The sequence below is a fragment of the Cryobacterium sp. Hh11 genome, from assembly GCF_004404045.1.
Lineage (GTDB): Bacteria > Actinomycetota > Actinomycetes > Actinomycetales > Microbacteriaceae > Cryobacterium > Cryobacterium levicorallinum.
In genome coordinates, this window is record NZ_SOHF01000025.1 from 18,017 (window position 1) to 29,909 (window position 11,893).

The 11,893-nt window shown below is 61.4% G+C and carries 10 protein-coding genes; 4 read left to right on the forward strand and 6 right to left on the reverse strand.

Annotated elements, in window-relative coordinates; translation table 11 throughout:
* Window position 1 precedes the first annotated feature (1 nt).
* Both E3T46_RS11225 and E3T46_RS11230 read right to left on the reverse strand, forming a co-directional pair.
* On the reverse strand, window positions 2-1,462 hold the full coding sequence (locus tag E3T46_RS11225; protein WP_134471470.1) for an NAD(P)/FAD-dependent oxidoreductase: 1,461 nt from the start codon (window positions 1,460-1,462) through the stop codon (window positions 2-4).
* A 104-nt stretch (window positions 1,463-1,566) separates the two neighbouring features.
* On the reverse strand, window positions 1,567-2,964 hold the full coding sequence (locus tag E3T46_RS11230; RefSeq protein WP_134471471.1) for an MFS transporter: 1,398 nt from the start codon (window positions 2,962-2,964) through the stop codon (window positions 1,567-1,569).
* A gap of 621 nt (window positions 2,965-3,585) precedes the next feature.
* On the opposite strand from E3T46_RS11230, the gene E3T46_RS11235 reads away from it, so the two are divergent.
* From E3T46_RS11235 to E3T46_RS11250, 4 genes are all read left to right on the forward strand, one after another.
* Window positions 3,586-4,920 carry a DUF4143 domain-containing protein gene (locus E3T46_RS11235; RefSeq protein WP_241978804.1) on the forward strand — a complete coding sequence of 445 codons (1,335 nt, stop codon included), beginning with the start codon at window positions 3,586-3,588 and terminating at the stop codon, window positions 4,918-4,920.
* Between the two features lie 7 nt (window positions 4,921-4,927).
* Window positions 4,928-5,245 carry a tyrosine-type recombinase/integrase gene (locus tag E3T46_RS11240; protein ID WP_277870968.1) on the forward strand — a complete coding sequence of 106 codons (318 nt, stop codon included), beginning with the start codon at window positions 4,928-4,930 and terminating at the stop codon, window positions 5,243-5,245.
* 592 nt (window positions 5,246-5,837) lie between these two features.
* Window positions 5,838-6,131: a hypothetical protein gene (locus E3T46_RS11245; RefSeq protein WP_134471473.1), complete on the forward strand. Its 294-nt coding sequence runs from the start codon at window positions 5,838-5,840 to the stop codon at window positions 6,129-6,131.
* On the forward strand, window positions 6,128-6,871 hold the full coding sequence (locus E3T46_RS11250; RefSeq protein ID WP_134578627.1) for a hypothetical protein: 744 nt from the start codon (window positions 6,128-6,130) through the stop codon (window positions 6,869-6,871). Before E3T46_RS11245 ends, E3T46_RS11250 begins: the two co-directional genes overlap by 4 nt.
* Before the next feature lie 112 nt (window positions 6,872-6,983).
* On the opposite strand, the gene E3T46_RS11255 is transcribed toward E3T46_RS11250, so the two are convergent.
* From E3T46_RS11255 to E3T46_RS11270, 4 genes are all read right to left on the reverse strand, one after another.
* The gene (locus E3T46_RS11255; RefSeq protein WP_166790254.1) at window positions 6,984-7,976 is read right to left on the reverse strand and encodes an acyltransferase family protein; all 993 of its coding nucleotides are present in this window, start codon (window positions 7,974-7,976) and stop codon (window positions 6,984-6,986) included.
* A gap of 151 nt (window positions 7,977-8,127) precedes the next feature.
* On the reverse strand, window positions 8,128-10,278 hold the full coding sequence (locus E3T46_RS11260) for an acyltransferase family protein (RefSeq protein WP_166790255.1): 2,151 nt from the start codon (window positions 10,276-10,278) through the stop codon (window positions 8,128-8,130).
* A gap of 261 nt (window positions 10,279-10,539) precedes the next feature.
* Complete coding sequence (locus E3T46_RS11265) at window positions 10,540-10,863, reverse strand: hypothetical protein (RefSeq protein WP_134442927.1); 324 nt, start codon at window positions 10,861-10,863, stop codon at window positions 10,540-10,542.
* 82 nt (window positions 10,864-10,945) lie between these two features.
* Entirely contained in the window at window positions 10,946-11,878 is a 933-nt protein-coding gene (locus tag E3T46_RS11270) for a hypothetical protein (protein ID WP_134578629.1), read from the reverse strand.
* Window positions 11,879-11,893 lie beyond the last annotated feature (15 nt).

The following is an 11,893-nucleotide window of genomic DNA, read 5'->3' on the forward strand; positions in this document are numbered from 1 at the left end:
CTCACTTCACCGCCGCGTAGTCAGCCAGATCGAACTCATTAATCATGGTGCGATATTCGTCTACCGTTCCACACCAGTTATTGATGACTTTGCCAGCCGCATTCTTGTACCAGGAGGAGCAATCGGACGAATACGCGGACCCTTCCAATTCAGTTTGCACCATGTCGTTGAACTGCCGAAGCACGTCAACCCTCACGTCGAAAACGTCATCGTTCTCGTCGCGGAGGTGAGTAATGACCTGAACGATGTATTCGTGCTGAGCTTCAAGCATGGTCACGATCGAGTTGTGGTTCAGATTCGTGTTGGGGCCATAAACCATGAACATATTCGGGAAGCCGTCGACGGCCATGCCTAAGTATGCTTCCGGGCTATCTCCCCAGCGCTGATCGAGGGTGACGCCGTCTCGCCCCGTCACCACGAGATCACCCTGGAAGGCCTGACTCTTGAATCCCGTGCCGTAGATGATGACATCAAGCTCATGATGCACGCCATCACCGGTAACTATCCCCGTCTCGGTAAAACGGTCAACGGAAGCTGTTTCCAGACTGACATTCGCCCGCGAGAGCGCGGGGTAATAGGCATCGCTTCGGAGAATGCGCTTGCAGCCGAACTCAAAGCTCGGCGTGAGGTTTCGTCGTAGCTCAGGGTCGGAGACTTGCGCTTCAAGGTGTGCCCGTGCCTCCAGGGCACCTTCATTTTGGTCAGCCGAGAGATGCTTCGTTCGGGTGAAACCGGCTTCTCGCTGGCCGTGTATTTCCCCGCGAATGCGCTCGAATGATTCGGGATGACGCTGGAATCGGTCGAGCTCTTCTTCTGAGAAGACGATCTGATTTCGGGGCAGTATGTAATTTGCGGATCGCTGAAAAACGGAGAGATGCTGGGCAACTTTGGCCACTTCGGGTACATATTGAACCGCGCTGGCCGCAGATCCGATTGACCCCACTCGCAGTCCGGTCAGGTCTACGTCATGATCCCACTCCGCAGAGTGGAACGAGATCCCCCGAAACAAATGCGCATCGGTAAAAGTGGGAGTGGATGGTTCGCTGAGCTGCCCCCAGGCAGGAATAAAGACCTTGGCATAGAAAACTTGTTGATCGGCGGTTTCTACACGCCAAACGTGGCGTTCTTCCTGCCACGTGGCCGAACTGACCAGGCTCTGAAAACGGATGTTCGCGCGCACGTCGAACTCATCGGCCAGCGACTCGAGGTAGCCAAGCAGTTCGCTCCCGTCTGCGTACATGCGACTCACACGCAGGTTTAGAAAATAGCTGTAGCAGTAGATCACCGATTGTGTGTCGCACGCGGCACCTGGATACGTGTTGTCACGCCAGACACCACCAATGCGGTTTCCCTTTTCCAAGATGAGGAAGTTGTCAATGTTGTTGCGCTTGAGCTGCGCAGCTGCCCCCAGTCCGCCGAAACCAGCGCCCAGAATAATCGCGTCAAGAATACGTTCACTCATTGAATCCACTACCTTTCCTTATCGGGCATTGTCGCAACCATGAATGTGCGCAATGCCCGATCTTCCTGAAATTTGTTTCGGGCCGAAATATTTGCTCGACATGCCTACTTTGATGCGTTGGCGTGACTGAGCATCTTTTGCTCGTCTTTGACATCGACTTCGTACAGCGAGATTCCGCGAGTTTCTTTGTAGAAGTAGAGCGCGACTCCGGAAAGCAGCATGGCCGTGAAGAGGTAGGCAACGATCGGCATCGTTGATGAGAACGTGGCGAGCAGCGCGGTGCAGATGAGCGGCGCTATCGATCCGGCCAGAATTGACGTCACCTGGTAGCAGAAAGACACACCGGTATACCGCATTCTGGTGGGGAACAGCTCCGCCATGAGGGCACCCTGCGGGCCGTAACACAAGGCCTGCAGACTCAAACCAATCACGATTGCAGCGAATACGGTCCAGAAGCTGCCGGTATTGAGCATCGGAAAGTAGACGAAGACCCAGATCAGCAGGCCGACCACGCCGAGCAGATAGGTTTGGCGCCGACCCAGCATGTCGGAGAGTTTGCCCGCGAAGATCATTGCGAAGAATTGAACAATATTGGCCAGGAACATGATCAGCAAGACGTCTGACGTGCTCATCCCAACGTGCACCTTGAGGTACGTGATCGAGAAGACAATGATCGCGTAGTAAACCGTATTCTCACCGAATCGTGCCGCCATGCCCACGAAGACCTGCTTGGGGTACTGCGTGAGAACTTCCCGCAGTCCAGCAGCCTTGGTTTCGAGTTCTTTTTGCTTCGCGACCGATTCGAGAAAGATGGGCGCGTCTTCGACAGTGCGGCGAATGTAATAGCCGATCAGCACGATGAAGGCCGACAGCCAGAAGGCGACTCTCCAACCCCAGGACTGGAATGCTTCTTCGGGCATGGATGCGCTCAAGCCCAGAAGCACAACGGATGCCAACACGTTGCCGACGCAAGCGGCCGCCTGCGGGAAGCTCGACCAATAGCCGCGCTGGCCATTGGGGCTGTGTTCGCCGACCAGCAGAATTGCACCGCCCCATTCACCGCCGACCGCGAAGCCTTGGATGAAGCGCAGTGTCACCAGGAGCGCCGGCGCCCAATAACCCACCGCGTCGAACGAGGGGATACATCCCATTAAGAAGGTCGAGACACCGACCAGCAGAAGGCTGAATTGCAATAGCTTCTTGCGACCGACGCGGTCTCCGAAATATCCGAACACCAGACCGCCAATGGGCCGGGCGAGAAAACCAACCGCGTACGTGGCGAAAGCCGCGATAATTCCATCGAGCGGATTATCTGTCTGCGGAAAAAAGAGAACACTGAAGACGAGCGTGGCTGCAGTCCCGTAAATAAAGAACTCGTACCATTCGGCGACCGTTCCGGCCATCGAAGCGGCGACGATTTTCTTGATTCCGGACGGAAGCTCCTTGTCCGGGATTTTACGCTCAGGTGCTTTTCTCGTTTCGACTTCATTGTCGGATTTCATGCAGTGCCCCTCAAGTAGATTTCACCCCTCATGCTAGAGAGCGAATGTCTTTAGCCTGACATAACAACCCACCCGCGATTGTGGTGTTTGTTCCCACCTTTAGATCATAAATGTGTATATAAAGTTGACGTTGGCAGGCACGCCTTTCCCAATCACGCGCCGGCGTCGCTGATACCCCGCTGACATGTTCAGTCACGACAGGTTCAGTACTGGTCGTCGGATATGAATATTGGCTTCCAAAGGAAGCCGGGGGCGGCGCTCCGCGTTTGGGCATCACTCTGACCCAATTTTGGGGCCTACACCGTCGCGGTCCGTAGGACTCTGACACTGGCGGCGGTGGCAACGGTCGCTGAGGCATTCGCTTTGATTGTCGCCTTGCGGGGACACTGCGCCGGGAGCAGCTGACGGCGGCCTCGGCATCTGGGTCGCGTTTGGCTGGGAGCTCATGGCGGCGTTACTGGCGAGTTCGCTTGATCGTGGGGACATGTACCCGACGTTCTCTCACGGGCGGGGAGAAGCTCGATGAGTCGCACTTCCCTCGCAAAGGGCAGGGCCGTCTCGCCTCCAAGTGCAGCGCGAGACATGATAGAAATGTAGCGTGAAGTGTGAGCAAAATGTATCGTGGACTACGAGCGCAGGAAGGGTGTCCGATTGAAAGCCGTGATCAATGGGGGTGTTAGCGAGAATAACCAGACGTGCTATTCACGCCGAGTCATCGACACAGAGCTGGACGATCTGTTTCCGGCGCTGTCGGCAATTGCACTCGAGGGGCCCAAAGGCGTCGGCAAGACCGCTACCGCCGAACGTCGCGTCGCGACCATATTTCGGATGGACGCGCTCCACGACCTCGAGCTCATCCGCGCGTCCCCCGACATCATCAAGACATCCCAGCAGCCGGTTCTCATCGACGAATGGCAGCGGCACCCGCCGGTCTGGGACCTCGTTCGGCGTGCCGTTGACGACACGCAAGGAACCAGCCGCTTCCTCCTGACCGGAAGCGCAGCACCAAAAAATGCACCAATCCATTCAGGTGCCGCTCGTATCGACAGTCTCCGGATGCGGCCGATGTCCTTCGCCGAACGAAATATCGAGACACCAACGGTCTCGGTTCTCGATTTGTTTACGGGTCATGCTGCAATCGGCGGCGAGACCGAGATCGACCTGGAAGGGTACGTGCAGGAGATTGTGGCCTCCGGCTTTCCGGGAATTCGATCGTTGCCCGGTCGCGCACGGCGTCTTCGCCTCGACGGCTACGTCCAACGCGTCGTAGAGCACGAGGTCGTGGACGAGGGGATGCTGCGTAGGCAACCGGCGCAGCTGAAGTCTTGGATGGCGGCATACGCCGCAGCGACCGGCTCCACGGCAACCAGCATCACCATTGCCCAAGCTGCCTCCTCTGGCAGCGATGTTCCCGCACGATCGACGACTGAGCGATATCGTGATGCCCTCACTCAGCTGTGGCTCCTCGATCCAGTACCCGCGTGGCATCCAGGCAACGACTTTGCACGGCTGAGCTTGTCCCCTAAGCATTTTCTGGCCGACCCAGCGCTTTCCGCGCGCCTTCTCGGTCTAGATGAGCCGCGGCTCTTGGCTGGTGCGAGGACCAAGATGCTCGGGCCTCAGGACAGAACGGCGCTGGGCGCCCTATTTGAGGCGCTCGTCGCGCTCAGTCTGCAGACCTATGCGCAAGCCGCAGAAGCCGTTGTCCAACACATCCGCACATCACGCGGAGATCACGAAATAGACTTCCTGCTTCACCGAAATGACGGCACCAATATCGCTGTAGAAGTAAAACTGACCGGCGCCCCAGACAGCAGCGACGTACGCCACCTTCTGTGGCTCAAAGAGCAACTCGGAGAAGACCTCACCGACATGGTGCTCATTTACACCGGTTCACACGCGTACCGCCGGCAGGACGGCGTTGCCGTCGTGCCACTGGCGCTGCTCGGCCCCTAATCCAGCTGTGTATCTTCGACTCACGGGTAAAGGCAACAAGGATTCGACAATGCCACTCACGGAGCCGGTGCTGCGCGCGCTCCTCGCAGCCGCCAGCGACCGGACGACCGGCTCCGTGGTGCTCACCAAGCGCGGCACGGCGCAGAACCGGCGCGGCACGTACGGCCGCTGCAAGATCCTCGTCAACCGAGCCGGCCTCCCCGCCGGAACCCACCCACACACGATGCGACACGCCGCCATCACGGCCGCGCTCGACGCCGGCGCACCACTTCGCGATGCGCAAATATTCGCCCGACACAGCGACCCACGCATCACGACGCGTTAAGACCGCGGCCGCCAAAACCTGGACCGGCACGCCGCGCACCTGGTGAGCGCGTACATAGCTGGGGAAGCATGCCCACGTCGTGAGCATCCTGCGACGTAGGCGACGGTATCGTCGGGGTGCGGCATCCGCTTAATAGCAAGCAACTGAAGTTCGGGGCAGGGGTGCCATGCAATCACGCACGTGTGTCAGCGAGATTTCACTCGGTGCCCGCCATTAACCGCCGCAGCAAAATCCACACAATATTGACAGATATAGTCCGACATGGGACCATATCTGCATGCATCTATCTACGTCTCAAGCTGCGACGGAGCTGGGGGTTACCGCCCGGCAGGTGAGGCGAGCGGTCGCGAGTGGTCGCATAGTTGCTACGAAGTACGGCACCTCCCACGCAATCTCCCAGCGTCAGGTTCAGGCCCTTGAGCGCACGGCGCACCGGGGCCGCAACTGGACAGACGAGGTACAGAAGGCCGCTCTTGACCTACTCGCCACGGGGAAGACAACTGAGTTGAGCAGCACCGAACGGAGCCGACTGAAGCACCGCGTCCGGAGCTTGGACGTAGGCGCGCTCGCGGGCCAGGTCCTTCGGGGCCGGGTGTCGCTGAGACGAGCGGCAAGCGACGAGGCCAAGAGTCGTTTCGTTTCCGTGCTGGCCAGTGAGCTTGGCCTCTCCGCTGGCGGCGGACTGGGCGTATTGGTCGCACATGACGCCAGCCGCGCGGCCAGAAGGTCTCGTCTGGGCCTCGATGACTCCGGCGATATTGCTGTCATTGAAGGCGACGAGGTACACCGCCGAGTGCTTGAAGCCCTGGCTCTCTACACCTACGGCGATGCGCGCGAATGCTCAGCGGCGACCCAATGGATCACCTCTGCCCAGGAAGCCGTATGAATGACCGCCCACTGATCAAGATTGACGCTCGATCGAGCCAATGGGAAGACCCACCCTGGCCGTCGGCCTTCGAGCTCGCGCGCCTGCTTCCGCAGGGCTTATGGACACTCGTTGGTGGCCTCATGGTGAAACTTCATGCTGAGCTGGCTGGGCTGCCGGCCCCGCGCACGACTGTAGACGTGGACTCTGCCCTTCACCTCGAAACCCGGGCGATCACTTTTGCCCAGGCAGCCACACGTTTGCAGGGAGCTGGCTACGTCCTGGATGCAACAACCAAACACGCATATCGTTTCGATCGAGGACCAGATCGCGTGGACCTCATGTGCTCAGACCGTCAATCCACGTGGAACCGCCCCCGCTACGACGGCCGCCCGCTGTTCGGAATCCCCGGAGGGACCCGCGCACTGCAGCAGACAATCAACATTGATGTATTGACCGAAGCGGACACGGTCAGGCTCGTCATCCCGACTGTCCGTGGTGCGCTGGTACTCAAAGGAGCTGCCTATCTGGAAGACTCCCGAGATCGAGGCAGACACGCTGAAGACGCAGTGGTGCTTCTCGCCTGTATGGATGATGCCCGCGAGGCGCTGATCGGGCTGAGCCAACGAAGCCGCCGACGGGTGCGAGCACTTGTCAATGTACTGACCGAGCAGACAGGGCCTTGGGCCAACCATGATGACGTCGTTCAGGCGCTCGGACGTGAAACGCTCGCCGAGTTATCGGAGCTGCTGGGCAAGTAGTCAGTCGTGAAGCCACACGGCATCGTGGTGACCTCGAGCAATGAGATCGTCAACTCTGGCTCCTCCCTGCTGTCGCTGTCGCGCCACTGCGGGTCCGGGTGGCAAGCCGCACTTAACTGTCGCTCGGTCGTCGAGCGGGAGTCGCGGCAGCACCGGTGAATACGCTACCGAGCGGCGTCTGACTGAGGAGGTACGCGAGTGACCATGCCACCACGAGAACAATGACGAAGTGCGCGACCGGGGGCATATAGACCGGGATCTTGCTCAACAACAAAATGAATGCACTGTGGGTCAGCACAACCGCGAGCCCGACGGTGGCCGCCCGCGTAACAGCTCCGGCAACCCGTGGCCTGATGGAAGCAAACACCCTTTGAAATAAGAGGACGAGACCTGCAGAGATGGCGCTGGCAACCACGACGCTCACGACAGGAGTGCCAAAATCACCCTGCTTCATGTCTAGTGGCTGCGAGAGGCCGGTGACGATGAGGGCTGCTGAGCCGGCCAGGAGGGCCACTGAAACCCAGCCCCTCGACCTGAGCCGCGGGGCGATCCGGCGAAAGGAAATGCCCGCGAGGATGAAGATCATGGCGGGCACGGCAACGCCCAGCGAGAAGGGGACGGCGGTCAACGCGTCGGGGGCGAGGTAGGCGACGGTCAACCCGGCAACGGCAACCGCCCAGGGTAGCCAGACGGGAAAGCGCTGCAGTGCACGAAGCAACAGGCAGGCGCCGAAGAGCGCGGTAACGAACCAGAAGGCGAAGAATGGTGCGCCCATGTAGGAACCGCCGAGCAACACGTTACCTACGTGCAGAGCCTGCCCGTTTGCCCAGAGGTACGTGCCGTAGACGGCGCCGATAGCGAGCAGCCACGCGACGTAGGGCACGAGCAGAGTGCGTACCCGCTTGCTGAATTCGACGCCCAGCGTGCGTTCGTTGGCCCAGAGGTATCCGCTGAGAAAGAAGAACACGGGAACGTGCCAGGTGTAGAGACCCATGCGGGCGATGTCATTGCTCTGGTCCGACCAGACGTGCCCAGCCACGATGGCCACAATGCCGATAACGCGCAAGCCATCGATCGCGGCCGAGCGCATTCTTGTACTGTCCACCTGGCGAAGCCTAGGGCTCCGCGCTTCCAGCTCGCTGAACTTCTTCTGGCGAGCCGCACGCTCGCGCCACCCCGGGGCAGATTTTGCACCCTGACCCCTTTCCCCTAACCGTCGAGCAGTGAGTTGAGCCGGTTGCAGCCGACGCGCGACCTTAGGGGCTCGGCGGAGCGATTTTGATGGAGAGTAGTTTTTCCTGGAGCACTGCACCGATGCTTTCGCTGTAGGTCGCGGTGAGATGACCGGAGTCGGCGTACACGGCTGATGTGCCGACAAAGGCGGGGCACAGAGCGTCAATACAAAACCAGGGCTGGGTGTTGATGAAAGTGGTGCCTGCCGTAGTTGCGGCGCTCGTTTCGGCACGGAGGAGAAGATTGAAGTCATCCTGAATCGAACGGATGCAATCACCCGGTTGAGACAAGGGGGTGTAGCAGGACTGCAAATTCTGGGCACCGGGCGGCGGCATCAGGCTGACCTTTGACGCGCGGGCAGGCAGCTCGGCGAGCGCGGCCGCGTAGGCAGCGGTCCACTCGGATTCCGCGTCCGGCCCTTCAGCCTGAGACGCAAGTCGTTTGATGGAGAGAAAAGAATCCGAGAGGATGATCAGGTCCGGGTCGAGCTGCTGCACCTTATGCTGCGCCCAGTCGGTGAATGATGCGCACTCGGTAAACACTGTGTCTCGGGCGGCCGGGTCGAAGACATCCGTTCTGGCAATGGGGCAGCTCTCCTTGGTGAGTGCCTGAACCGAATAGCCGAGGGGTTCCAGCGCCGAGATCACGGCCGGAAGCCAGCTGGTTGCGATGGAATCGCCCATGACGACCGCGGTGCGGGTGGGAGCGGATGCGCCGTAGGAACACAGATCGAAATTGCGGGCCGTGACGTTCAGGCATCCGTTTTCGGTCCATTGCGGCACTCGCTGATCGGCCAAATTGACGATCGGCGGGTTGAATTCGGGCCAGGTTGACGCCGATAACGCCGCGGAGAGCTGCGCCTGCACGGCATCGGCCTGCGGAGAGGTGGAGGGGCCCGTCGTGGGAGCCGGCGGAACGTAGCCGGCTGCGGGGTTGGGTGACAGCGACGGGAGAATGGCGAGGACGACGACGCCCAAGGCCAGGAGCGAGGCACCGGCCAGCCCGTTGCGTTTCATGGCCGGGGCGTACTGTCGCCGCCAGGCCAACCACTCGGATCGGCGGCGATGGCGACTCATCTTGCCGCCCAGCCACGGTGATTTGTGCAGGGGCAGCTCAACCAGGTTGTAGGCGAGCGCCGACAGCACCGCGATGGCCGCGACAACGACAACGGAGTACACCGGCGACGATGGCCGGATCAGGGTGCCGGCGAAGATGATGACCGGGAAGTGCCAGAGGTACAGGGAGTAGGAGATGTTGCCGAGGTAGCCGCTGACCCGGTTCGTCAGCGGAAAGAGGAAACGTTGTTCGCCTCCTATTCCGGCTGCAAGAACGAGGGCCGTGGCGACGACGGGGAGCACCGCCCACGGCGCGGGGAAGGGCATGGTGCCGTTGATGACGAAGATGGAGACGATGATGCCGAGCAAGCCCACCCACGCGAGAACGGGACGCATTCGGGCCGGCAACTGTGACCACCACGGCGCCGTGATGGCGATGAGCGCGCCGACGCCGAGTTCCCAGGCCCGGCTGAGGGTGGAGAAATAGGACAGGGTCGGGTTGGCCTGCGTGTCGAACATGGCCCAGACGAAGGACGCGCCGATGATGATGGCCATGACGAGGCCGGTAACCAGGCGTCGACGGTTGACTCCTACCTTGGCGGCGAGAATCAAGACGGCCAGCATCAGCCACGGCCAGACGAAGTAGAACTGCTCCTCGACGGAGAGCGACCAGTAGTGCTGCAGGGGGGAAACGGGGCCATCCGCCAGGAAGTAGTCGGTGCCGGTGGCTGCGAAGTGCCAGTTCGCGGTGGAGAAGAACGCCCAGATCGCATCCCAGAAGGTCTGGTAGAACCGGCCCCGGTTGAACAGGAGGAGTGCCGTACCCACGGTGACCAGTAAGACGAGCGTCGCTGCCGGGATAATGCGCTTGATGCGGCGCTGATAGAAGACGGTGAACGAGATGTGGTTGGTGCGCTCATGCTCACGCAGCAGGAGTCCGGTTATGAGAAAGCCGCTGATGACGAAGAAGACATCGACGCCCACGAAGCCGCCGGATGGCCACGCCCAGATATGGTCGAAAATGACGGCCACGACGGCGAGCGCACGGAGCCCCTGGATGTCGGCACGGACGCCGCTCGTGACAGTCGGCGCGCGCCGCAGCTGAGCGGTGGATGACATTGTTCTCCCTGTGGTCGGGGCAGTGTGCATTCAGCGCTGGATGCGTGATGGTCCTAACGTGTCGAGGGTAGCGGATTGTGAGGGTTGCTCGCTATTCGTGCGCGAACTGGGGGCATCCGACTCGCCGATCGAAGCGCGAGCTTACGAGCGATCGAGATCCCGGACGAAAGGTCTCGATCGTTCGTTTCTTGCGAAACGACCAGCGAACAGGGGCTCGCGTCTCGACCAGCGCGGGGGCGGGGCGGTCAGCGGGAGAGGCCGCTAACGGGAGTCGCGGGGCGGCCAGATGCCGTCGCATCCGTTTTGGAGACAAACGAATTGCCACGTCTCTCCGTCGGAAACAGCCCCCATGCGCATCAGGCAGCGGGGGCAATTGGGCGGGCTCAGCTCGAGCGGAGCATCGCTGGCCAGCTCGGCCTCGGAATAGGGCGGCCCGAAGTAGAGCTGCGTGCAGCCGAGATTCGTGCAGCCGTAGTCATAGCCGTCACCGTGCCAGGCAACCTCCATGGCGTCCCCGCATTGCGAGCAGAGGCGCGGACGTTGCACGTCTTGCTTCTCGAACAGCCACGAGACGTTGTCGTCCATGGAGTGAGACTAGTCCCGCTGGCAGGGGTGTGCTGGGGATTCTAGGAACTGTGGAGAAGTGGGCGCTGCATACTCGGGGCAACTAGAGCCAGGACTGGCCGACATCGGTGGAGCGCAGGGTGAGGTCGCCGATCCAGAGCCAGAGGGTGTCGTCGGCGGATGCGACAGCAATGTTTGCGGCCAGCTCGGCGGGAGCTTCGTCGGTGGCGTAGCAGCCCGTGGTGCTCGCGCTCAGTGCAGCGGTCTCAGCGGCAGGGTCGAGCACGCCGACGTCGACGACGCTAAGGCCGAGGCACGCGACCGAGCCGGAGTCCGTCGACGAGGCGGCCGGGTCCCCCGCGGCCAAGGCGATGTAGCCCAGGTCGGTTGCGGTGAGGGTGAGCACTCCGGGGACGGCCAGGGGCGCTGACCAGGAGGCGGCCGCATCCGTTGTGGCGAAGATGCGTGCGTCGGCGCAGAGAACGGCGGCGGAGTCAGCGTCGGCCGGACTCGCGGCGAGGGCGACGACCGCGTCGCACGGCGCCGAGGCCAGGCCGTCGGGTCCGTGCACGGCGGCGCGGTCGGCCGGGTCGACGTACCACGCGTTGTCGAGCTCGTCGGGGTAGCTGGAGTAGTTGTCTCCGGCGACGAAGGTCTTGACGAACTGCGGGGCGCAGTCTTCGTCGAGGCCGATGAACTCGGCGACCGATTCGCTCTGGGCGGCAATCGACTGCAGGGCGGTGACTCCGGAGCGGCCGGTGGCGTCGGTGGCGGTCCAGCTGGATCCAGAGTCGGTGCTGAGTTCGGGTGCGGCCGAGGCCCTGCAGGTTCCGGTGCTGGCACGCCAGGCGGCGGTAGCCGACACCGCGGAGAGCAAGCGGGTGGTTGGCAGGGGCATCACGGCTGGCGCGGCCGTTGGCGAGGTCGTCGGGGTGGCGCTCGGTGATGGAAAAGCGGATGCCGTGGCGGCCGGCTCCGAAGACGCGTCGACGGCAGCATCAACCGAGGTCGAGGTGAGGGCGCTCGTGATGAGCACGGCGTCGATGAGCAG

What these genes read in the sequence shown, in the direction of transcription:
- E3T46_RS11225 (WP_134471470.1), bottom strand. Translation starts at nt 1,462, where the DNA reads ATGAGTGAACGTATTCTTGACGCGATTATTCTGGGCGCTGGTTTCGGC.
- E3T46_RS11230 (WP_134471471.1), bottom strand. Translation starts at nt 2,964, where the DNA reads ATGAAATCCGACAATGAAGTCGAAACGAGAAAAGCACCTGAGCGTAAA.
- E3T46_RS11250 (WP_134578627.1), top strand. Translation starts at nt 6,128, where the DNA reads ATGAATGACCGCCCACTGATCAAGATTGACGCTCGATCGAGCCAATGG.
- E3T46_RS11260 (WP_166790255.1), bottom strand. Translation starts at nt 10,278, where the DNA reads ATGTCATCCACCGCTCAGCTGCGGCGCGCGCCGACTGTCACGAGCGGC.
- E3T46_RS11265 (WP_134442927.1), bottom strand. Translation starts at nt 10,863, where the DNA reads ATGGACGACAACGTCTCGTGGCTGTTCGAGAAGCAAGACGTGCAACGT.